24 protein-coding genes and 1 riboswitch are annotated in these 20,687 nt (G+C 73.0%); of the genes, 11 read left to right on the top strand and 13 right to left on the bottom strand.

Annotated elements, in window-relative coordinates; genetic code table 11:
* Positions 1 to 67: 67 nt before the first annotated feature.
* Together C7M71_RS13965 and C7M71_RS13960 are read right to left on the bottom strand one after the other, a co-directional pair.
* On the bottom strand, positions 68 to 403 hold the full coding sequence (locus C7M71_RS13965; RefSeq protein ID WP_229758710.1) for a DUF6343 family protein: 336 nt from the start codon (positions 401 to 403) through the stop codon (positions 68 to 70).
* Between the two features lie 139 nt (positions 404 to 542).
* Positions 543 to 1,073, bottom strand: a complete 531-nt coding sequence (locus tag C7M71_RS13960) for a VOC family protein (protein ID WP_111492229.1) — start codon at positions 1,071 to 1,073, stop codon at positions 543 to 545.
* A gap of 258 nt (positions 1,074 to 1,331) precedes the next feature.
* Here C7M71_RS13960 and C7M71_RS13955 point away from each other — a divergent pair, with 258 nt between their 5' ends.
* Positions 1,332 to 2,051, top strand: coding sequence for a dienelactone hydrolase family protein (locus C7M71_RS13955; protein WP_111492223.1), 720 nt, complete (start codon positions 1,332 to 1,334; stop codon positions 2,049 to 2,051).
* 145 nt (positions 2,052 to 2,196) lie between these two features.
* Here the strand turns inward: C7M71_RS13955 and C7M71_RS13950 are convergent, their stop codons facing one another.
* Together C7M71_RS13950 and C7M71_RS13945 are read right to left on the bottom strand one after the other, a co-directional pair.
* Positions 2,197 to 2,709 (bottom strand): hypothetical protein, encoded by a 513-nt coding sequence (locus tag C7M71_RS13950; RefSeq protein ID WP_162824242.1) that lies wholly within the window; start codon positions 2,707 to 2,709, stop codon positions 2,197 to 2,199.
* A gap of 571 nt (positions 2,710 to 3,280) precedes the next feature.
* A complete protein-coding gene (locus C7M71_RS13945; RefSeq protein WP_162824241.1) occupies positions 3,281 to 3,739 on the bottom strand; it encodes an ATP-binding protein in 459 nt (152 codons plus the stop codon).
* A gap of 439 nt (positions 3,740 to 4,178) precedes the next feature.
* On the opposite strand from C7M71_RS13945, the gene C7M71_RS13940 reads away from it, so the two are divergent.
* Positions 4,179 to 5,228: a helix-turn-helix domain-containing protein gene (locus C7M71_RS13940; protein ID WP_162824240.1), complete on the top strand. Its 1,050-nt coding sequence runs from the start codon at positions 4,179 to 4,181 to the stop codon at positions 5,226 to 5,228.
* Between the two features lie 21 nt (positions 5,229 to 5,249).
* Positions 5,250 to 5,834: an HD domain-containing protein gene (locus C7M71_RS13935; RefSeq protein ID WP_111492220.1), complete on the top strand. Its 585-nt coding sequence runs from the start codon at positions 5,250 to 5,252 to the stop codon at positions 5,832 to 5,834.
* A 64-nt stretch (positions 5,835 to 5,898) separates the two neighbouring features.
* Here C7M71_RS13935 and C7M71_RS13930 read toward each other — a convergent pair whose 3' ends face one another.
* On the bottom strand, positions 5,899 to 6,414 hold the full coding sequence (locus C7M71_RS13930; RefSeq protein WP_111492227.1) for a GNAT family N-acetyltransferase: 516 nt from the start codon (positions 6,412 to 6,414) through the stop codon (positions 5,899 to 5,901).
* A gap of 373 nt (positions 6,415 to 6,787) precedes the next feature.
* On the opposite strand from C7M71_RS13930, the gene C7M71_RS13925 reads away from it, so the two are divergent.
* Together C7M71_RS13925 and C7M71_RS13920 are read left to right on the top strand one after the other, a co-directional pair.
* Positions 6,788 to 7,630 carry an SAM-dependent methyltransferase gene (locus tag C7M71_RS13925; RefSeq protein WP_229758709.1) on the top strand — a complete coding sequence of 281 codons (843 nt, stop codon included), beginning with the start codon at positions 6,788 to 6,790 and terminating at the stop codon, positions 7,628 to 7,630.
* Positions 7,631 to 7,722: 92 nt separating this feature from the next.
* On the top strand, positions 7,723 to 9,552 hold the full coding sequence (locus C7M71_RS13920) for a copper resistance CopC/CopD family protein (RefSeq protein WP_111492219.1): 1,830 nt from the start codon (positions 7,723 to 7,725) through the stop codon (positions 9,550 to 9,552).
* A 57-nt stretch (positions 9,553 to 9,609) separates the two neighbouring features.
* On the opposite strand, the gene C7M71_RS13915 is transcribed toward C7M71_RS13920, so the two are convergent.
* Entirely contained in the window at positions 9,610 to 10,218 is a 609-nt protein-coding gene (locus C7M71_RS13915; protein ID WP_111492218.1) for a superoxide dismutase, read from the bottom strand.
* A gap of 226 nt (positions 10,219 to 10,444) precedes the next feature.
* Positions 10,445 to 10,798, bottom strand: a complete 354-nt coding sequence (locus tag C7M71_RS13910) for an ArsR/SmtB family transcription factor (RefSeq protein ID WP_111492217.1) — start codon at positions 10,796 to 10,798, stop codon at positions 10,445 to 10,447.
* Positions 10,799 to 10,988: 190 nt separating this feature from the next.
* On the opposite strand from C7M71_RS13910, the gene C7M71_RS13905 reads away from it, so the two are divergent.
* Positions 10,989 to 11,204, top strand: coding sequence for a heavy-metal-associated domain-containing protein (locus C7M71_RS13905; protein WP_111492216.1), 216 nt, complete (start codon positions 10,989 to 10,991; stop codon positions 11,202 to 11,204).
* On the opposite strand, the gene C7M71_RS13900 is transcribed toward C7M71_RS13905, so the two are convergent.
* The 4 genes from C7M71_RS13900 to C7M71_RS13885 form a co-directional block, all read right to left on the bottom strand.
* The gene (locus C7M71_RS13900; protein ID WP_114914364.1) at positions 11,174 to 13,519 is read right to left on the bottom strand and encodes a heavy metal translocating P-type ATPase; all 2,346 of its coding nucleotides are present in this window, start codon (positions 13,517 to 13,519) and stop codon (positions 11,174 to 11,176) included. The two genes, C7M71_RS13905 and C7M71_RS13900, sit on opposite strands and share 31 nt — an antisense overlap.
* Positions 13,516 to 13,713 (bottom strand): hypothetical protein, encoded by a 198-nt coding sequence (locus C7M71_RS13895; protein ID WP_114914363.1) that lies wholly within the window; start codon positions 13,711 to 13,713, stop codon positions 13,516 to 13,518. Before C7M71_RS13895 ends, C7M71_RS13900 begins: the two co-directional genes overlap by 4 nt.
* 106 nt (positions 13,714 to 13,819) lie before the next feature.
* Positions 13,820 to 14,470 carry a hypothetical protein gene (locus C7M71_RS13890; RefSeq protein ID WP_111491769.1) on the bottom strand — a complete coding sequence of 217 codons (651 nt, stop codon included), beginning with the start codon at positions 14,468 to 14,470 and terminating at the stop codon, positions 13,820 to 13,822.
* 170 nt (positions 14,471 to 14,640) lie between these two features.
* Positions 14,641 to 15,477, bottom strand: a complete 837-nt coding sequence (locus tag C7M71_RS13885) for an isocitrate lyase/PEP mutase family protein (protein WP_111491770.1) — start codon at positions 15,475 to 15,477, stop codon at positions 14,641 to 14,643.
* A gap of 140 nt (positions 15,478 to 15,617) precedes the next feature.
* Between C7M71_RS13885 and C7M71_RS13880 the strand changes: the two genes are divergently transcribed.
* Positions 15,618 to 16,178 (top strand): methylated-DNA--[protein]-cysteine S-methyltransferase, encoded by a 561-nt coding sequence (locus C7M71_RS13880; protein WP_111491771.1) that lies wholly within the window; start codon positions 15,618 to 15,620, stop codon positions 16,176 to 16,178.
* 81 nt (positions 16,179 to 16,259) lie between these two features.
* On the opposite strand, the gene tatA is transcribed toward C7M71_RS13880, so the two are convergent.
* Positions 16,260 to 16,523 (bottom strand): Sec-independent protein translocase subunit TatA, encoded by a 264-nt coding sequence (gene tatA / locus C7M71_RS13875; protein WP_111491784.1) that lies wholly within the window; start codon positions 16,521 to 16,523, stop codon positions 16,260 to 16,262.
* 259 nt (positions 16,524 to 16,782) lie between these two features.
* Here tatA and C7M71_RS13870 point away from each other — a divergent pair, with 259 nt between their 5' ends.
* A complete protein-coding gene (locus C7M71_RS13870; RefSeq protein WP_111491772.1) occupies positions 16,783 to 16,974 on the top strand; it encodes a 2-hydroxymuconate tautomerase in 192 nt (63 codons plus the stop codon).
* 3 nt (positions 16,975 to 16,977) lie between these two features.
* Here the strand turns inward: C7M71_RS13870 and C7M71_RS13865 are convergent, their stop codons facing one another.
* Positions 16,978 to 17,265 carry a YiaA/YiaB family inner membrane protein gene (locus C7M71_RS13865; RefSeq protein ID WP_175607686.1) on the bottom strand — a complete coding sequence of 96 codons (288 nt, stop codon included), beginning with the start codon at positions 17,263 to 17,265 and terminating at the stop codon, positions 16,978 to 16,980.
* Between the two features lie 71 nt (positions 17,266 to 17,336).
* Here C7M71_RS13865 and C7M71_RS13860 point away from each other — a divergent pair, with 71 nt between their 5' ends.
* The 3 genes from C7M71_RS13860 (at position 17,337) to C7M71_RS13850 (ending at position 20,678) form a co-directional block, all read left to right on the top strand.
* Positions 17,337 to 17,684, top strand: coding sequence for a VOC family protein (locus C7M71_RS13860; RefSeq protein WP_111491774.1), 348 nt, complete (start codon positions 17,337 to 17,339; stop codon positions 17,682 to 17,684).
* Between the two features lie 84 nt (positions 17,685 to 17,768).
* Positions 17,769 to 19,316 (top strand): MFS transporter, encoded by a 1,548-nt coding sequence (locus tag C7M71_RS13855; protein ID WP_111491775.1) that lies wholly within the window; start codon positions 17,769 to 17,771, stop codon positions 19,314 to 19,316.
* A 210-nt stretch (positions 19,317 to 19,526) separates the two neighbouring features.
* A riboswitch (cyclic di-AMP (ydaO/yuaA leader) is annotated at positions 19,527 to 19,748 on the top strand.
* Between the two features lie 12 nt (positions 19,749 to 19,760).
* On the top strand, positions 19,761 to 20,678 hold the full coding sequence (locus C7M71_RS13850) for a M23 family metallopeptidase (protein ID WP_229758708.1): 918 nt from the start codon (positions 19,761 to 19,763) through the stop codon (positions 20,676 to 20,678).
* Positions 20,679 to 20,687 lie beyond the last annotated feature (9 nt).

The raw sequence follows: 20,687 nt of genomic DNA, 5'->3' as shown, positions 1-20,687 counted from the left end.
GTGTCGGCCGGTCCGGGACCCCCCACCCCTACCCGTCCGCCACCCTCCGCCCGTGGGGGGTGGTCTGCTACCTGCCCGTGGACATCCGGCGGGCGATGACCACCAGGTCGATCACCGCGATTACGGCCAGGGCGGCGCAGATCGCGGCGAAGAGGACATAGGTGCCCCGGTTGGGCACCGGGCCGCCGGAGACCGCCTGCGAGGCGAGCAGGGCGAACCCGGCCGTGCCGATGAGGAACAGCGGGGCGAAGATCAGCGACAGCGTCCGCCGCAGCTTGAGGTCACTGCGAGCGGTGACGGGCTCGGTCCCGGTCCGCTCATGCCGCCACCGCTGGGGCCGCTCCGGCGGCCGATACGGCCCGTACACCACCGACCCCCGGGCCCGCCGCTTCGAACCACGCATCGCCTCACCACCTCGCTCAGCGTGTGCGCCTACCCACCCGCCGGCCGCCCAGTCCCGCCCACCCGGAAGGTAGCCCTTGTCGGCGAAGCAGGTCAGGTCGGCCTCGGGTCTGACACGGGGGAGCCCGGACCGGCATTGATCAGCTGGTCGTCCTGACGGGCGCGCTGCTGCGCCCGTGATGACCGCTGAGCTCAGCGTCGAGCGTCTCCTGGGCCACGCGCATGGCCTCGGCGTAGACGGGGTTCTGCAGCCGCTTCCACATCTCGTCCTCAGCGACGTCCTCCACGTGGCTGACCACCCACCAGATGTTGCCGAAGGGGTCCTTGATGCGCCCGCCGCGCTGTCCGAAGGCGTTGTCCGCCAGCGCGGTGACGACCTGCCCGCCGGCCGCGACGGCCCGTGCGAACGCCTGGTCCGCGTCGGTGACGAACACGCGGAGCAGGCTCGGCATGGTGGGCCAGTCCGCGCGCCGGTCGAAGGCCAACACGACGGTGTCGCCCACGCGGATCTCACCGTGACCGATCAAGCCGTCCTCGGTCGCCACCCGCCCGAGCTCCTCCCCGTCGAACGCCTGGGCGACGAAGTCGAGGAAAGCCCCCGTGTCGTCGGTCACGACCCAGGGCGCAACCGTGGTGTAGCCCTCGGGCGCGGCGTTGGTCTGCTCCGGCATGGTGTTCCTCTCGCTGATGATGCCTATCGACGGCGAGAATAGGGACGAAAGAGGTCTGATTCTGTCCTGGATCATCAGCTCCAGGAAACCGTTTGGCGGACCACGGCGACCACTGCTACGTTGCCGGAGGCCGTGCGAGAGAACGAGGAGGTGGTACCCGTGAACGCAGTATCGACATGGGTGCTCCCCTCCGGGGTCACGGTCGGGCGGTAGGTCGTCCGGGAGCGCCGTTCAAGAGCACTCCCGAAAGGCACGACCATGCAGTTCACTTCCGAGCAGCGCCTCGACGACGGCGTCCTCGAACGCGAATTCACCCTCGGTGAGATCCCCGGCACCCTGTGGACGCCTGGAGCCGCACCGGCTCCGCTGATCCTGATGGCCCCCAACAACGGCCTGCCCAAGAGGGAATCCCGGCTGGTGGCCCGGGCCCGGCACTACGCGTCGTTCGGCTACGCGGTGGCCGCCATCGACGCCCCCGGGTGCGGTGACCGGCCCCGTTCCGCCGCCGACGAGCAGGCCCGCGCCGACCTCCGCCGGGCGATGCAGGCCGGCGAGCCGGTCGATGAGATCTTCGAGTCCTTCATCGGCCCCCTGGTCGAAAAAGCGGTCCCGGAATGGCGGACCACCCTGGACGCCCTCCTCTCGCTGCCCGAGATCGGCGGGCCGGTCGGGTACTCGGGGTGGACCGCTGTCGGCGTTCGGCTGGCGGTGGTCGAGCCGCGCATCGCGGCCGCCGGCTTCTTCGCCGGGGGGTACGTGCCCCGCGCCCAGCGCGAGGAGGCCCCGCAGGTCACCATTCCGCTGCTGTTCCTGATGCAGTGGGACGACGAGGGGAACCCCCGGCAGCGGGCCCTGGACCTGTTCGACGCCTTCGGCACCAAGGAGAAGACGCTGCACGCCAATCTGGGCGGGCACGTCGGCACCCCGTGGTTCGAGGTGGAGGACGGGAGCCGGTTCTTCGACCGGCACCTGAAGTGAGGCCGGGCCGTCAGGGCGCCTCCAGACGGTAAGTCGGCTCTCTACCCTGCGGGCCCCTGCCAGCTTGGCAGGGGCCCGCACTATCCGAAGCCATGCAAAGCCAGCCGAGGTCGATCACCTCCAGGGGTGTGTGTGGGGCGCGGCGTCAGCGGTCGTGGGGTGGCGGGTGTTCACGGGGCAGCGGAGGGAAGTGCTTACGGCTGCTGGTGAGTTCGGCGATGCCGAAGTGGATGCGGCCGGAGGTAAGGGCCGGGCGGAGCTTTCGGTCGAGGGCGCCCGTCATCACCCAGGGGGGTACGGGGGTGAGGGCGGCGGCGACGACGGCGTGGCCGCGCCGGGTGGCGGCGGTCAGCCAGCGGGGTTCGACCGTTGCCAGCAGGCCATAGCCGATGGCGGCGACGTTGAGGCGGACCTGGGAGCCGTGGCGGGGGCGTAGGACGGGGCCGATGGCGGGCAGCGGTGTGTGCGGCGGGGCGAGCCCGAGGGTGCGGGACAGACCGCGCATGGCGGCGTCGATGGAGCGGGCGCTCTCGCCGGGGTGGCCGGTGGGCGGGTGCGCGACCAGCAGCATCGGCAGCGGGCGTCCGTAGGGGTCGGCGTCGATCCAGTTCCACGCTCTGAGGCGGGATATCAGGGCTGGTGTGGGTGGGGCGGTCACGGATGATCTCCGGGGCGGACGGTGGTGGTGAGGGCTTGGCGCAGTTCGGGCCCGGTGGGGAGAGGAGCGGTCGGTGGGACTGCCCAACTGGTGTCGTTGCGGGTTCGGGTGTGGGCGGGCGGTACTTCGATCAGGCTGCCTGGGGGTTGGCGGCGGCTTCCGGGGAGCGACCAGCCGTTTGTGCTGCCCGGCTTCAGTAGGAAGAACCACTCGCCGGCGGGCCCGGCGATCACCGGTCCCGTCCAGTGGGCGACGAGGTCATGGGCCGCCGATTTCGGCAGCCGTACCGCGTCCCAGTGCACGCCGACCCGGACACGTTGAACGGTTCGCGGTACCCAGGACGGCGGACGGCCCCTGGTGGGGCGGGGCGGCTTCAGCAGGTGGCGCGGCCACGTGAGCGACCCGCCCCAGCGGGGAGCGTGGGGCCGCTGGACCGGTGGGTCCTCAGGCGTTGGCCAGCTCCCAGGTGGCCAGGCGGAGGTGGTCGTCGAGGTCCGGGTGGGCGGTGCCGTTGCCATGGGGGAGGCAACGACAGAGCCCTTGGCCGGTTGCGCCCGAGGGTGCACGGGGATCAGCACGGCTGTCCCCCGGCGTCCCGTTCACCGACTTCGCGACGCATGGTGCACCGCGCCCACACCGTCTTGCCGGACCCGCCGTGCTCCACCACGCCCCACTCGTCGGCAAGAGCCTCAACCATCAGCAGCCCCCGGCCTGACTCGGCGTCCGGCCGTGACACGACCGCACTCGGCCGTGCTGGGCTCGGGTCGAACACCTCCACCAGCAGCCCGTCGTCCTGAGCCGTGACCCTCAGGCGCGCCAGGCCCACTCCTCGGCAGCCATGCAGCACGGCATTGGCAATCAGCTCGCCCGCAATCTGCTCTATGTCCCGTACCACGTCGCGATCGAAGCCGGCGTCTGCCAACTGCGAGGCCATGTGCCAGCGGGCGAGCCGCACACCTTTGCTGTTCGAGGACACCCACGTGCCCCATGCCAACTGCTCTGGCGGCTTCGGCTGGATGGCTGAGGTCATAGCTGCCCCCATCCGCATGGTGAAGCAGGCTGAGATGCACTTCCGATCAAGCGGTCGGTCAAGCATGGCCCGCTGGGCACCCACTGTTGGGATAGGGGTTCGGCCCCCGTCGTTCTCACCTGCGTCACTTCCCCTGTGTTGAGAGCAGCTGTCCCCGCCGCGGTCCCGAGGAGTCGAGCACTCGGAGGGGAATATGCCGAGAAGATCTGAAACAGCCGCACGCAGGTTGGTCCGGGTCGCTCTCAGCCGCGTACGCTTGGTCACGAACAAGCTACGGTTTGTCAGATGGAGAGTGGACTGACTGCGGGTACGAGTAGTCGAGCAGCAGGTCAGTCAGCGGGGAGACGTCATGGCTGCTCAGCCCTCTGTGGGGCGCCGCACAACACTGACTGATAGTGCTGCGCGGTCGCAGCCCAATGAAGGCCGTATCGCCGGGCACTTGCTCAAGATCACCCGTGAGCGCACGGGCCACACGCAACAGCAGTTCGCCGAAGCTCTGCGGATGGACACCACCAGCGTGCAGGGCTGGGAATCAGGACGTCGGCCTCTGACCGCGATCTCGGTCGGCAAGCTTCGTGAAGTGCGCCGCACCCTGCTGCGTATGGGGGCTGATCCGGGCCTGCTCGTCCTCCTCGGCGAAGCCACTGACGCCGATACCTTGATCTCCTATGCCTTGTCAGGGCGTTCGGGCTCAGACTTGCACGAACACCCGCTGGCGGGCTGGGTCGTCAACCGGGACACCACGCACATGATCGCTTGGTCACTCACGGGTAAGGCACCTGCTGCGTTTCCTCCCTCTACCAGTACCAAAACGCGTCGCCGAGGCCCTGTCGCGGACGCCCCTCTGCTCGGGGCGGACGAACGCATCGCGTTGTTCGCCCATCTGCGTTGGGCCGCAGAACTCGGGCACCGGGCGGGCGACGCGGGGGCGCTGTTGCGGCGCCAAGCGCTGTACCTGTGCTCGTACGACGAAGCCCCAGACACTGCCTCATGGCTCGCGGACATGCGCCGCCACCTCGCCGCGCCTACGCGAGGTCGGTGGACGCCGCATTGGGCTGACTACCGCTCTGTGGCGGCAGGCATGACTCGGCACGGCAACCTCGACGGTATCCACGCGTTCCTCTCTTACGGCATGGATGACATCGGTGAGACCGCGAACCTGAACTACTGGGCCTACTGGCTCGGGCTGGACCCCTTGCCGCGAGCCGACGACTCTTTCATGGTTGCCCGCTCCAACTCCTGGGATCGTCTCGCGCTGCTCCGCCGCCTCACCGATCGCCTTCAACCCCACCTGGGCTGTATCGACCTCAACGTGCGCTCGGTGTGGTCGCTGATCGGTTCCCGGCCGGGCTTGCTCGCGGCTGACCCTGCTCTCAACACCGCTCTGGGCCAACGTGTCTGCGACCTGCTCGACAGTGACGTTGTCTCCCGTCGATCCCGGGCCGACCTGGAGTCTGTCCACTACGGTCTGAGACTGCACCGCGTGTGACCCCCTTGGAGAGGACACCACATGACCGACCAGCGCGACGCAGAGGCCGATGCCGGCACCGTTGGGTACTTCATGGAGCTGGGTGCGCTCAAGCGCGCGAAGCGGTCCGGGTGGTGGATCGCAGGCGTCAAGGACCCCGAGACCATCGCTGAGCATTCCTGGCGGACTGCGGTGATCGGCGCGGTCCTGGCGATGATGGAAGGGGCAGATCCGGCCAAGGTTGCGTTGCTGTGCACCTTTCACGACTCCCAGGAGAGCCGCATCGGCGACATCCCGTGGATCGGACGCCGCTATCTGGTGGCCTCCTCCAACGAGGAGGTCACCGCAGACCAGGTCGCCGACGCGCACCCGGCCGTCGCGGACGGGGTCAAGGCTGTTGTCCACGAGTACGAGAACGGCGACTCCTTGGAGGTCCTGGTCGCTCATGACGCGGACAAGCTGGAATGCGTGATCCAGGGATTGGAGTACTTGCAGCAGGGCTACGCCGCAGCCCAGGAGTGGGTGGACTCCACCCGGGCCAAGCTGAAGACGGCCTCCGCTCTCGCCTTGGCCGAGGCCGCGCAGTCCATGCCCATCGCGGAGTGGCAGCGGACCTACCTTCGCTGAGCCTCGGGGCGGGTCGCTTGGGTGCCGCGGCCTCTGTTTTGGGGCTGGTGGCCGAGGGGTGTCGTCAGGGGGTGTGGAGGGGTGGCTGCCGCATGGTGAGTTGCCACCTGATTTCGCCTTCGTGGCGGTGGGTGGTGGGGGTGAGGCCGGCGGCGGTGGCGACGGCGGCGGATGCTTGGTGGTCGGGGTGGATGTGGGCGATCACGGTGTGGACGGGTTGGTTGGCGAGCCAGGCGACGAGGGCTTGGGCTGCTTCGGTGGCGATGCCGCGTCCCTGCCAGGGGGTTCCCACCACCCAGGCGATTTCGGCGATGCCTCCGTCGATGGTCGCCTGGACCGTGCCGGTCAGGCATGCCTGGTCGCGGAGTCGGACCACCCAGTTGCACCAGGAGACGGCGGGGTCGGGTGAACCGGCGGCCAGGCGTTCATAGCGGGAGCGCAGGGCCTGCGGGGTGGCGGGCGCACCGCCGATGAAGGTGTGCAGGGCCGGGTCGGAGAGTACGGCGGCCATCTCTTCGGCGTGGTCCGCGTGGAGTGGGAGCAGGGTGAGTCGGGTGGTGTGGATGGTCTCGGCCTCGATGTGCACAGTGCCTCCTGGGCGTCCGCCCCTGCGGGCCCGGCTCGGCTCCCAGGGGTGGCCGTTGCAGGGCTGAGGGCGCCGATGGACGATCCCCGGGACCGTAAGAGTGGACACTGTAGACCCGGCGTCGGCGACGAGGACCCCTGGCCGCGCGACCGTGGCTGACCGCTACTGGGCCGGGTTGCTCGACACCTGCGCGTACATCGACCTGGACCTGATCGATCGGTGGTCGTGGTCTGACCGGTGGCCGGTGGTGGCCAGTGGTGGCAGGTGGTGGATGGGATGGGTGAAGTGGAGTGTGGGGTGTTGCTGTACCGGTCTAGCATGGCGAACTGACGGACAGTCGGGGAGCCGAAGGCAGGGGTGGGGAACGATGGCGGACACGACGGACTGGATGCGGTTGGACGCGCGGGGGCCGGAGGCGGAGCCGGTCGATCTGCGCACCGATCTGCCGCACTCGGCCCGGATGTACGACTACTGGTTGGGCGGCAAGACCAACTTCGCCCCCGACCGGACGCTGGGGGAGATGTTCGAGCAGCAGATCCCGTCCATCCGCACCATGGCGCGGGAGAACCGCCGCTTCCTGGGCCGGGCGGTGCGGTACCTGGCCGGGGAGGTCGGCATCCGGCAGTTCCTGGACATCGGCACCGGCATCCCCACCGAGGGGAACACCCATGAGGTGGCGCAGGCCGTCGCCCCGGAGAGCCGGGTCGTCTATGTGGACAACGACCCGATCGTGCTTGCCCATGCCCGTGCGCTGATGGCGGGCGGCGAGCACGGCCGCACCGCGTACATCCACGCGGACCTGTGCGAGCCGGGGAAGATCCTCGCCGACCCGGTGCTGGCCGCCACCCTGGACCTGGACCAGCCGGTGGGCCTCACCCTGGTCGCGGTGCTGATGCTGATCGCCGACGCGGACGACCCCTGGTCGCTGGCCGGGGAGTTGATGGACGCCCTGCCGTCGGGGAGTTGCGTGGCCGTGACCCACCCGGGGGCCGACTTCGACCCGGCGGCGATGGCCCGGATCGCGGAGGCGGCCGGGCAGGGCGGGATGACGCTGGTGCCGCGTACCCGGGAGCAGGTGGCGCGGTTCTTCGGCGACTGGGAGCTGGTGGAGCCGGGCGTGGTGCCGGTGATGGGGTGGCGCCCGGACGGGGAGGCGCCGGCCGACCCCGCCGCTGCCTACTACTGGTCCGGGGTCGCCCGGAAGCCCTGACCGAGGCGCACGGCTGAACCGGGCGCGGCCGGTGTGCGTAGCCGCTGCCGAGGGGGGCCGACGGGCGGCCCCTCGGTTCCGGGGAGTGGTCCATGGCGGTCGGCGGACTCCGGCTCCGGCTCCGGCTCCGGTTGCGGTTGCGGTTGCGGTTGCGGCTGTCGCGGGCGTTCGCGGCCGTACTGGTGCTGCTGTGCACGGTGCCCGCCCTGCTGCTGGTCGGCGCGGGGCGGGCCGCCGCGCACGCCGCCCTGGTGTCCACCTCCCCGGCGCAGGACGCGGTCACCGCGTCCGCCCCCAAGGAGGTCGTCCTCAGCTTCAGCGAGGATGTGTCGGTGCCCTCGGAGGCGGTGCGGGTGCTGGGCCCGGACGGGCTGCGGGTGGACGACCGGCGGCCCGGGCATGCGGGCGGCGACGGCCGCACCGCCCGGGTGGCGCTGCCCGGCCCCCTGGCCGAGGGCACCTATGTCGTCTCCTGGCGGGTGGTCTCCGCCGACAGCCACCCCGTCTCGGGTGGTTTCACCTTCTCCTTCGGCCGCGCGTCCTCGGGCGCCCCGGCGGTCCCGGTCGAGGACGCGGGCGGCGGGGCGGTGGGTGTCCTCTACGACCTCGGCCGGTATCTGGCGTACACGGGGTTCTGCCTGCTGGTCGGGGGTGCGGCCTTCGCGGGGTGGTGCCGGAGGGCGGCGGTGCCGGGGCCGCTGAGACGGCTGGTGCTGGCCGGGTGGCTGATGCTGCTCTCCGCGACGGCCGCGCTGCTGGTGCTGCGCGCCCCGTACGAGTCGGGGGGCGGCCTGGGCGCGGTGTTCGACCTGGCCTCGGTGCGGGAGACGGCGGGTGGGCGGCCCGCCGTGGCGCTGCTGCTGCGGCTGGTACTGGTGGTGCTGCTGGGCGTGGCGCTGCGGCGGGCGGCGGCCCGGCGGGTCGGTACGCGGACGAGCCGGAGGGGCTGGTCCGGGAGTCTGCTGCCGGGGGCGGCGGCCTGCGGCACGGCGGCCACCTGGGCGGCGGCCGAGCATGCCTCGGCGGGTCTCCAGGTCCCGCTGGCCGTGCCGCTGGATCTGCTGCACCTGCTGGCGATGGCGGTCTGGCTGGGCGGGCTGGCGGCGCTGCTGGTCACCCTGTACCGGGTGGCGGACCCGCTGCCGGAGCTGGCGTCGGCGGCGGCCCGCTTCTCGCGGCTGGCGCAGGGCGCGGTCGTGGTGCTGGCGCTGACGGGGGCGTACCAGTCCTGGCGGCAGGTGGGGTCATGGCACGCCCTGGGCGGCACCGGGTACGGCCGGCTGCTGCTGGCCAAGCTGGGCGGGGTGGCGGTGCTGCTGGCCGCCGCCGGGTACTCGCGGCGCTGGACGGCGCGGCTGCGGGCGGCCTCGGCGCCGGTGGACGGGCCTGCGGTACCGGTGGCCGGGGCACAGCGGGAGGAGGGCCCGGAGCGGCGGCGGCTGCGGCGGTCGGTGGCGGCCGAGGTGGGGATCGGCGCCGTGGTGCTGGCGCTCACCGCGCTGCTGACGACCACGGAGCCTGGCCGTACACAGGAGGAGTTCGGCACGGTGGCGGTGGCTGTTCCGGCGCCCACCGTCTACCTGGAGCTGCCCTTTGACACCGGGGCGGCCGGCGGTCGCGGCCGGGGCAGCGTCTCCGTGGTGATGGACCCGGGCCGGGTCGGCGACAACTCCGTACAGGCGGTGGTGCTCACCCGTGGCGGGGCCATCGCGGTGGTGCCCGAGCTGCGGATCCGGATGGCGCTGCCCGAGCGGGGGGTGGGGCCGCTGGAGGTGCGGCTCCAGCGCCGTGGCGCCGCATGGCAGGCCGACGACCTGCGGGTGCCGATGGCGGGCCGCTGGACCGTGACGGCGGTGGTGCGGACCTCCGACATCGACGAGGACACGGTGACCGCCGAGGTGGACATCCCCCCGTACCGGTGAGTGGCGCGGCCCGGGACCGGCTCGGTGCACCCGGGCCGCGCGGAGGCACTCAGGCGCTCAGGCGCCGGTGGCGGCGGCGAAGCGGGCCTTGACGTCATTCCAGTTGACGAGGTCCCAGAGCTTGCTGACGTAGTCGGGGCGGACGTTCTTGTACTGGAGGTAGTAGGCGTGCTCCCAGGCGTCGAAGACCAGCAGCGGGGTGGTGCCCTGGCCGACGTTGCCGTGGTGGTCGTAGACCTGCTCCACGATCAGCCGCTTGCCCAGCGGCTCCCAGGCCAGGACGCCCCAGCCGGAGCCCTGCACGGAGGCGGTGGCGACGCTGAGCTGCTTCTTGAACGCCTCGAAGCCGCCCAGGTGCTCGTCGATGGCGTCGGCGAGTGCGCCGTCGGGGCGGTCCCCGCCGTCCGGGGAGAGGTTCTCCCAGAAGATGGAGTGCAGGACGTGGCCGGAGAGGTTGAAGGCGTAGGTCTTCTCCAGGCCCACCAGCCCGGTGGGGGTGAGCTGGTCCTTGTCCCGGGCCTCGGCGATCTGCTCCAGGGTGTCGTTGGCGCCCTTGACGTAGGCGGCGTGGTGCTTGGCGTGGTGCAGCTCCAGGATCTGCCCGGTGATCGCCGGCTCCAGCGCGGCGTAGTCGTAGGGCAGGTCGGGAAGCGAGTACGTGCCCATCAGGCACAGCCCCTCTCGTTGATCGTGGTCGAGCCGGGACCAACCCTATTGCGACTTACTTGCAATAACCACTTCTCTGCATCAGCATGAGGACAGGCGGGGTCGGCCCGTCAGCTTTCGGGTGACCGCTCCCTGCTCCGGGCGCGGGCCTTCCGACAGGTGATCGTCTTCCCACCCGGCGCCCGCCGGGCCCCTGGCCGGCCCCGCCTCCCATGAACCCCGGGCGTCACCCCCGGGCGGCATGCTCCAGCAGCGCGGCCACCTGCGGGTCGACCAGCCGGTAGCGCACCACCCGGCCGTCCTTCTCACCGGCGGCCACCCCCGCCGCCCGCAGCAGCCGCAGCGCCTGGGAGACGGCGGTGTCCTTCATCCCGGTGGCCACGGCCAGGTCGGAGACGGCGACGGGCCCGACGCGGTGCAGCGCCAGCAGCAGGGCCAGCCGCCCCGGATCGGCCAGCAGCGCGAACCGGTCGGCCCAGGCCCGTACCTCGCCCGGGTCGCCGATCGCCTCGATCGCCTCGCACACCCGGTGTCCGTCGATGGTGCGGTGGGCGGCGCGTTCCGCAGGGACCAGATGCATGGGCTCATCCTCCCAGCCGAGACGGGCGCCTTCCCTGCGGTCGGACCACCCGCGCAGCTCGGCAGCCTTGCCCCCGACGGCGGGCGGCGCTGGGCCGTCCGGGTAGGTGACGGCCGCCGACCGAACCCCCGGGGCCGCCCGCACGTACTGCTGGTGAGCAGCGCTGCTGCACGACCGGGAGGCCGACACCATGGACGAGATCCGCTACACCGTGCAGGGCGGCGACCGGGCGGGCGGGGCCGGCGGCATCCGCCGGTCCCTCGCCCGGGTGGACGGGGTGCATGAGGTCACCGTCGACCCGGGAGCCCGCACGGTCACCGTCCGAGGGAGCGACGTCGAGGGGCAGCAGATCCGCGCGGCCCTCGCCGAGGCGGGCTACGCCGTGGTCGACGCCGCCCCCTGCTGACCCGCACCGCGCCCGCGCCCGCGCCCCGCACCGCGCCCGCGCCCCGGCCCCCGCCCCGGCGGACGCCAGGCCCGCAGCCGCAGGCTGTTGCCGACCACCAGCACCGAGCTGGCCGACATCGCGGCGGCGGCGAGCATCGGGTTGAGCAGCCCCAGCGCGGCCGGTGGGACGAGCACCGCATTGTAGCCGAACGCCCAGGCCAGGTTGGCCCGTACGGTGCCCAGGGTGCGCCGGGCCAGCAGTACGGCGTCCACCACGGCCTCGGGGTCGCTGCGCACCAGGGTCAACCCGGCCGCGCCGATCGCCGCGTCGGTGCCGGACCCCATCGCGATGCCCAGATCGGCGGCGGCCAGCGCGACCGCGTCATTCACCCCATCGCCGACCACGGCGGTACGGCGGCCCGCCGCCCGCAACTCGGCCACCAGCTCGGCCTTGCGCTCGGGTGAGGCGCCGGAGTGGACCTCGCTGATGCCCAGCTGCTCGGCGACCGCGCGGGCCGCCCCCTGCCGGTCGCCGGTGAGCAGCACCGTCTCCAGCCCCAGGCCGCGCAGCCGGTGCACGGCGCGGTAGCTGCCCGGCCGCAGGGTGTCGCCGACCGCGAAGACCGCCGCCGGGCGGCCGTCCAGCTCCGCCAGCACCGCCGTACGGCCGTCCGCCTCCGCCCGCGCCAGGGCCTCCCGCAGCACCCCGGGCAGCGCACCGCCCGCCTCCCCGGGCCGCACCACCCGTACCCGCCGCCCCTCGACCTCGCCCGCCACCCCGAGGCCGGGCGTCGCGGCGAAGCCGGTGGCGGGCGGCAGCTCCCCGCCGGTGGACTGCCGGGCGGCGGCGGCCAGGGCGCGGCCGACGGGATGTTCGGAGTGGTGCTCCACCGCGCCCGCCAGCCGCAGCACCTGTGCGGCGTCCTGCCCGGGGGCGGCGGTGGTCTCCGCCAGCTGCATCCGGCCGCTGGTCAGGGTGCCGGTCTTGTCCAGCACCACCGTGTCGATCCGGCGCAGCGACTCCAGCACCTCCGGGCCGCGTACCAGGATGCCCAGTTCGGCGCCGCGCCCGGTGGCGGCCAGCAGCGCGGTGGGCGTCGCCAGCCCCAGCGCACACGGGCACGCCACCACCAGCACCGCCACCGCCGCCGTGACCGCCGCCTGCGGCCGGACCCCCGCCCCCAGCCAGAACCCCAGCACACCTACCGCGACCGCCAGCACCCCCGGCACCAGCACCCCCGCCACCCGGTCGGCCAGCCGCTGCGCCCGGGCCTTGCCCGCCTGCGCCTCGGTGACCAGCGCCGTGATCCGGGCCAGCCGGGTGTCCGCGCCCACCGCCGTGGCCCGTACCACCAGCGTGCCGCCGACATTGAGGGTGGCGCCCGCGACCGGGTCGCCGGGCCCGGCCTCCACCGGTGTGCTCTCCCCGGTGAGCAGGCTCAGGTCCAGCGCCGACCGGCCGTCCACGACCACCCCGTCGGTGGCCACCTTCTCGCCCGGCCGCACCACGAACTCCCGGCCCGGCAGCAGCTCGGCGACGGGGATCCGGCGCTCCTCGCCGTTCTCGCGCACCCAGACGTCCTTGGCGGCCAGCCCGGCCAGCGCCCGCAGCGCCGAACCGGTGCGTCGCCGCACCCGCCCCTCCAGAAAGCGCCCGCAGAGCACAAAGAGCGGCACCCCGACCGCCGCCTCCAGATAGAGGTGCGCCCCGCCGGCGGCCCCGGCGGTCAGCGAGAACGGCATCCGCATCCCGGGCCGGCCCGCGCCGCCGAGCAGCAGCGCATACGCCGACCAGCCGTATGAGGCCAGCACCCCCAGGCTGACCAGGGTGTCCATGGTGGCGGTGGAGTGCCGCAGCCCGCGCAGCGCCCGCCGGTGGATTCCGGCGGCGCCCCAGCACACCACCGGCCCGGCCAGCAGGAAGCAGACCCACTGCCAGTACCGGAATTGCAGCGCGGGCACCATCGACAGCGCGATCACCGGCAGCGCGAACGCCGCGAGCACCGACAGCCGCCGCAACTCGCCCGCCCCGCCGTCGCCATCGCCGTCGGGCCCGTCCGCGGACGCGGTCGGGGGCGCCCCGGCGGCCACGGGCTCGGCGGTGTACCCGGCCCGCTCCACGGCGGCCAGCAGCTCCGCCACCGGCACCCCCGCCGGATGCACCACCCTGGCCCGGCCGGTGGCCAGATTGACCCCGGCGGTGACGCCCTCCAGGCGGCCCAGCCGCCGCTCCACCCGGGAGGCGCAGGCGGCGCAGGTCATCCCGCCGACCGCCAGATCGGTGACCAGCAGGCCGGTGGCGACCGACCCGGCCTCGGCCGTGAGGTCGCTCATCGCATCGCCCCCATTCCGGGCATGCCGCTGCCGTGCGGGCCGTCGGGGGAGGGGCGGAGGCCGGGCGCGGCCGGGGCGGCGGCGCGGCCCGCCGCGAAGGCGCAGATGAAGAGCACCGCCAGCAGCAGGCCGAAGGCGAGCGGGCCCAGACGGGGGCCGAGACGCGGGCGGATACGGGGGCGGAACGTGGTCATGGGTGGGGCTCCGGAGGTGCGGTGGGGCGTACGCGGTCGCCAGGCATGCGGGCCCGGCGCGGCGGGTGCTCCGGGCGGAGCACCCGCCGCGCGGGCGACGAGTGGGTCAGATCGGCCGGGCGGCCTGCGGCGGACCGCGAGTGACCAGCGCGTACGAGAGCAGCAGCAGCCGGGGCGAGCGCGCCCGCCGGGGTGTCCGGCGGCGGACCGGGCCCGCCGTGGCGGGCCGTACCGACCGCAGCAGCAGCAACGGGGCGAACGCCAGCGCGCACAGGGCCTCGAAGACGCGGCCCAGGGCCGCTTCACCGCGCCGCATCACTAGCGCGCAGCCGACGGCCGCCAGCAGATGGGCGGCGGCCATACCGACGGGCATACCGACGGGCATCCCGGCGGCCATTTCGGCGGGCGGCCCGCCGTGCGGGGAGGCGGCGGGCATATCCGCCATGGCGTGCGCGCACCCCGGGCCGGTGGACTGGGCCGACCCGGCGTGCTCCAGCAGCAGATGCAGCGCGGCCTGCACGGTGACCGTCCAGGCACCGGCGGCCGTCGGACCCCCGCAGTGGCCGCCCCGCACCCTCCCCAGCAGCCCGCTCAACAGCCCGCTCAGCAGGGCCGTCCCCGCGAAGCCGACCAGCAGCGCCCGCACCGGCAGTTCCGCCGTCGGCGACATGCCGAGGTGCGCGGCCCCGGCCAGCGCCGTGCAGACGGCTCCGAACACGGTGGCGCGCACGGCACGGGGCAGCGGCCAGGTCGTCACAGTGCGGCCATCGTGGCACCCCGTGACCGCCCTGTCCGCGCGGCCGTCGGCCGTCCGCCGCAGCCGCACGGCCCCGCCCCGGGGAGTTCACCCGTACGGGTGGCACGGCTGCCCCGGCGTGGGCGGCGGCGCCAGGGCCGGGCCGCTGGCCCTCCGCCCGACCGCAGTGGTCAGGGGCGGGCGAGCAGGGCGTTGAGGTCGGCGTAGCCGAGGTCGCCGGTGAGGGAGGTGGTGGTGCCGTCCGTGAGGAGTTCACGGGCGCTGCGGGCGGCCAGCGCATAGGCGGCCACCGCGATGGAGGACCCGGCGCTGACCCGGGCCACGCCGAGGGCGGCCAGCGCGGGAACGGCTGGGGCGCCCGGCCCGACCAGCACATTGAGCGGGGCGTCCACCCCGGCCACCAGGGCGGAGAGGACCTCCGGGTCGAGGACGCCGGGGACGAACACCCCGTCGGCGCCCGCCGCCAGATAGACGGCGGCCCGGTCCAGGGTGTCCCGCAGCCGGGTGGCGGGGTCGCCGACCTGCCGCAGATAGGTGTCGATCCGGGCGTTGAGGTAGAGCGGGACTCCGGCCGCGTCGGCGGCGGCGCGGGCGGCGGCGATCCGCTCGGCCTGCTTCGCCGGGGCCCGCAGCGGTGCGTCGTCGTCGTAGCGGGCGTCCTCCAGATTGATGCCCACGGCCCCGGCGGCGAGCACCCCACGTACGGTCTCCCCGACGCCGTCCGGCTCGTCGGCATAGCCGCTCTCGATGTCGGCCGTGACGGGTACCTCGACGGCGGCGGCGATCCGGGCGACCAGGTCCAGGGCGCGGTCGCGGTCCAGCCGGTCGCCGTCGGCGGCGCCCAGCGCCCAGGCGGCACCGGCGCTGGTGGTGGCGATGGCGGACGCCCCGGCGTCCTCGGCCAGGCGGGCGGTGGCCACATCCCAGGCGTTGGGCAGGATCAGCGGCCGACCGGGGACATGGAGGGAGCGGAGGAGCACGGCACTGTCGTGGAGTGAGCTGGTCATGGCACCACTCCAGCAGGTTCCGCCGCCCGGGTCCGGCGGATTTCGGACCTCACCGTTCCCCGGCCGCCCGGGCAGACGTCGGCGGGCGGGACACTGGTTCGGTACGGGCCGACGGAGCCGACGGAAGGGGAGCGCGGGAGATGGCCGTCAGCTGGGCGAGCGTGGCAGCGCCGGAGCCGCTGGGCGGGGTGAGCGTGGCCGTGACCGCCGCCGGGGCCGCCGCGGTGGCGTTCTCGGCGCAGCCGCCGGACGAGGTACCGGCCCGGCTGGCGACGGCGCCGCCCGCCGATGCCCAGCGGACCGCGCTGGTGGCACGCCAGGTCGGCGAGTATCTGGCGGGGCGGCGGCGGGTCTTCGACTTCCCGGTCGACTGGAGCCTCACCTCGGGCCCGCAGCGCACGGTGCTCCAGGCGCTGCACCGCGCCGTCGGCTACGGCCGCACGGTGACCTACGGGGAACTGGCGGCGGGCAGCGGGGTGTACGACGCCGTGCCGACCGGGGAGCGGTGGGCGGCGGCCCGCGAGGTGGGCCAGATCATGGGGTCCAACCCGGTCGCGCTGATCGTGCCGTGCCACCGGGTGGTCGCCTCGGACGGGCTGGGCGGCTACGGCGGCGGCTACGGCGGGGTGGAGGTCAAACGCTGGCTGCTGACCCTGGAGGGGGTACTGGCGCCCACCCTGGACTGGAGCGGCCCGGCCTGACCCGCCGGGCCGACCGGACCCACCTGACGCACCGGGTTCCCGGCCGTACGGGACGGATGCCCGTGCGGCCGGGGCCCGGGGTCAGGACGCCTTGCGCTGCGGCTGCTCCTCAGCCTCGGCCTCGGCCGCAGGGGTGGCGGCCGTGGGCATGGCCGACGGCTGCTCGGAGGCGGTCACGCGCTCCACCGTCGGGGCTTCGTCGCGCATGGCCTTGGTCTCGGCCTTGAGGATGCGCATCGATTTGCCCAGCCCGCGCGCGATCTCCGGAAGCTTCTTGGAGCCGAACAGCAGGACGACCACGACCAGCACCAGGATCAGGTGCCACGGTTCCAGTCCATTCCTCAACCACACGGTCGTCTCACCCCTTTCTGCATCTCGTGGGCCGGGCCGGTGCCCGGGCCCCTTCTGAAGTATCACCCGGACGGCGAATCTGTCGGGCCCGGTCGCCGGAGTCCGCCGCCCCGGCCGCCTCCGGCCGGTCCACCGCGATCACCGTCGAACCGCCACCGCCTGAGGTGCCGCTTGTCGCATGGCGGCGCCCGGTGATGGAGTGGCCCGCGACAGAGGGCGCAGCAGCCCCACCGCAACCGACGAGGAGCCAGCCGTGCCCCTGATCCAGGTCAAGCAGATCGCCGGCCGTACCGCCGAGCAGAAGCGCGAGATCGTCCGCGAGCTCACCGAAGCCTATGTACGGGCCACCGGCGTCAAGCCGGAGAACATCTGGGTGACCATCGACGAGATCCCGGCGGAGAACTGGGCCACCGGCGGCACCCCGATTGCCGACCGCACCGCCTGACCCTCAGAGGTCGGTCTTGAACGGGTCGTGCTCGGCAAGCAGCTTCTCCAGCCGCGCCTGGTCGACCCGGCTGACCATGTCCGCGCTCTCCTGCCGGTCCCGTACGCACTTGGCCAGGGTGAACGCCGAGGTGATCACATAGAGCAGGCCGACGGCGAGGAAGGCCCGCATCCAGGCGTCCACCGGCAGATAGGCGATCCCCACGGCCAGCGCGGTGCCGGAGAGCGCGAAGGAGATGACCGCCTGCAGGTAGTAGGCGGCAGTGGTGCGCGGCTGCATCGATGCACTCATGGCTGCATCCTGGCCGGGGGTGGTGCGTGCCACATGAGTACGGCTACTCATTTCCGGGCTAGGTTGGCCCTGTGGTGGGACGAATCGACGAACTCGTCATCGACTGCGCCGAGCCGGCCGCACTGGTGCGCTTCTGGGCTGCGGTGCTCGGCGGCCGGCCGGTGGACCGGGAGCCCGACTGGTCGTATGTGGACCCGCCGGACGGGCAGCCCAGACTGGCCTTCCAGCGGGTGCCGGAGCCCAGGCCCACCGGTAAGAACCGCCTCCATCTGGACATCTGCGTCGAGGACATCGAGCAGGCCCGGGACGAGCTGCTGGCGCGCGGCGCCCGGGCGGTCGGCGGGGTGCGGATGGACGACCAGGGGGCTTTCCAGGTGATGCAAGACCCCGAGGGCAACGAGTTCTGCCTGGTGCGTTAGCCCCCGCGGCGCTGGGCAGACGCACGCCAGAGCGCTGCCGCCGGCCGGACCGGCGGTCCGGCTGGCGACTGTGGAGGACCGCGCATGAGTTCCACGGCAGGGCAGGGGACGGGACCGGGTGGCACCGGGGACGATCACGCGCCGGGGGAGACGGTGAGCCGGGGCGGGGTGCAGACCGGCACCATCAGCACCAAGGTCCCCGCCCGGCTGGACCGGCTGCCCTGGTCGGGGTGGCACTGGCGGATCGTCATCGGCCTGGGCACGGTCTGGATCCTGGACGGCCTTGAGGTCACCATCGTCGGCAATATCGCCGGCCGGCTCTCCCAGAAGGGCAGCGGCCTGGCGATCTCCGCCGCGCAGGTCTCCGGCCTGGCCGCCGCCCTCTATGTGGCGGGCGCCTGCACCGGGGCGCTCTTCTTCGGCTGGCTCACCGACCGGCACGGCCGCAAGAAGCTCTTCATGCTCACTCTCTGCGTCTACCTGGCGGCGACCGCGCTGACCGCCGTCTCCTGGACGGCCTGGTTCTTCTTCCTCTGCCGCTTCTTCACCGGCTTCGGCATCGGCGGTGAGTACGCGGCGATCAACTCGGCCATCGACGAACTGATCCCGAGCCGCCACCGTGGCCGGATCGACATCATCATCAACGGCTCCTTCTGGATCGGGGCCGGCGCCGGGGCGCTGGTCTCGGTGCCGCTGCTGAACACCTCCCTGCTGCCCGTGAACGTCGGCTGGCGGCTCGCCTTCGGCCTGGGCGTGGTGCTGGGGCTGGTGATCCTGCTGGTCCGCCGCCATGTACCGGAGAGCCCGCGGTGGCTCTTCATCCACGGGCGCAACCGCGAGGCGGAGGAGGTCGTGGCGGAGGCCGAGCGGATCGTCCAGGACGAGAAGCAGGTGGTGCTGGACGAACCCGACCAGTCGATCACCATCCGGCAGCGGCGCTCCATCGGCTTTGTCACCATCGCCCGCACCATGGTGCGGCTCTACCCGGGCCGCACGGTGCTGGGCCTCTCGCTCTTCATCGGCCAGGCGTTCCTCTACAACGCGGTGACCTTCGGGTACGCGACCATCCTCACCACCTTCTTCGCCGTGCCCAACGGCTTCACCGGCTACTACTTCGCGGTGATCTGCGTCGGCAACTTCATGGGCCCGCTCCTCCTCGGCCCGCTCTTCGACTCGGTCGGCCGCAAGCCGATGATCTCCGGCACCTACCTCCTCTCCGGGGTGCTGCTGCTGGGGACGGCGGCGCTCTTCCGCAGCGGCGCGCTGTCGGCGGTCACGCTGACGCTCTGCTGGACCGTGGTGCTCTTCTTCGCCTCGGCGGGCGCCAGCTCGGCGTACCTCACGGTGAGCGAGGTCTTCCCGATGGAGACCCGGGCGCTGGCGATTGCCTTCTTCTACGCGGTGGGTACGGCCGTCGGCGGCATCTCCGGCCCGCTGATCTTCGCCGACCTGGTCTCCACCGGGAAGACCGCCGACACGGCGCTGGCGTTCTCGCTCGGCGCGGCGCTGATGATCGCGGCGGGGGTGGTGGAGCTCTTCCTCGGGGTGAAGGCGGAGCGGCGCGGTCTGGAGTCGATCGCCATGCCGCTGACCGCAGAGGAGCCGGAGGTGTCGGGTACGGCACCGGCCTGACGACACGCCCGGCGGCACACCTGACGCTCGGTGACCGACTCCTGACGGGGCGGAAGGGGAGGGAAGCCGCAGGTCCTTTCATCTACGACAAATCACCCCTCGTGCCGCTGTCGTCTCCTTTCGCATCTTCCAAGTGGCTTGGAATCGCGGCGTCCTGGGATTAACGTTTGATAACGCAGCGCGGTTGCAAACGCCGTACCAGGACGGCACCGTGCGCCATCGCCTAATCCTCAGGGCGTCGTCCTCGCGGCGCCCGGGAGCCGGGGAACCACCGTTCCTTGGGGTGAATCGGCCGAACGGACCTGCCCGCGCCCTGACGGAGCGTGACCATGCGCGCTTCCGCCCGGGCACGACTCCAGGCCCCGAAGGCCGTAGGAGACCTTCCTGCTCCGAACCCGTCAGCTAACCCGGTAGGCGAGAGGGAAGGAAAGGAGTACGCCTACCGTGGCGTCGTCGTACCGTACCGAGGGCATGCCCTCGACCCTGTCCGCGCCCGCCGAGCAGCCCTGGGGCGCCGTCCACGAGCCCGTCCCCGCCTTCGGCGGCGACCCGGACCGTGGCCGCCACCGGCTGCCCAAGCAGCGCAGCGGGAACATGGGCTCCTCGGCGGTGATAGGCGTCGCCGCGATGGCCGCCACCCTGGGCACCACGGGCTTCACCAGCTACGCCGCCACCACCTCGGCCGAGCACGCCGACGAGGCCCATGAGACCGCCTTCGCCGAGGCCACCGACCCGGGCCTGGCCCTCGCCGCCCGCATCCAGGCGCAGGCCGACAGCCAGCGCACCGCCGCCGACGAGTCGGCCCGCCTCCAGGCCGCCCGGGAGGCCGAGGCCAAGCGCGCCGTCCAGGAGCAGGCCGCCGCCGAGGCCGCCGCCAAGGACCTGGTCGCCAAGCGGGCCCAGGAGGCCCGGGAGAAGAAGGAGGCCGAGGAGCGCGCCGCCCGCGAGGCGGAGCGCAAGCTGCTCGGCACCTTTGCGATCCCGGTCTCCGGCTACACCCTCACGGCCGGGTTCGGGCAGGCCGGCTCCTACTGGTCGCACCTGCACACCGGCCTGGACTTCGCCGTCCCCACCGGAACCCCCGTCAAGGCGCTGGGCATGGGTGAGATCACCTCGGCCGGCTGGTCGGGGGCGTACGGCTACCGCATCATCGAGACCCTGCCGGACGGCACCGAGATCTGGTACTGCCACCTGTCGTCGATCGTCCAGGGCTCCGGCGGCGTGAAGCCCGGCGACGTCATCGCCCGCTCCGGCGCCACCGGCAATGTCACCGGCCCGCACCTGCACCTGGAGGTCCGGCCCGGCGGCGGTGCGCCGATCGACCCCCGGCCGTGGCTCCAGTCGCACGGCCTGGACGTCTGAGACCCGCGC

It is taken from the genome of Peterkaempfera bronchialis (genome assembly GCF_003258605.2).
Lineage (GTDB): Bacteria > Actinomycetota > Actinomycetes > Streptomycetales > Streptomycetaceae > Peterkaempfera > Peterkaempfera bronchialis.
Note: the sequence above shows the minus strand (reverse complement) of the source record. Positions and strands in the feature narration are given on the sequence as shown.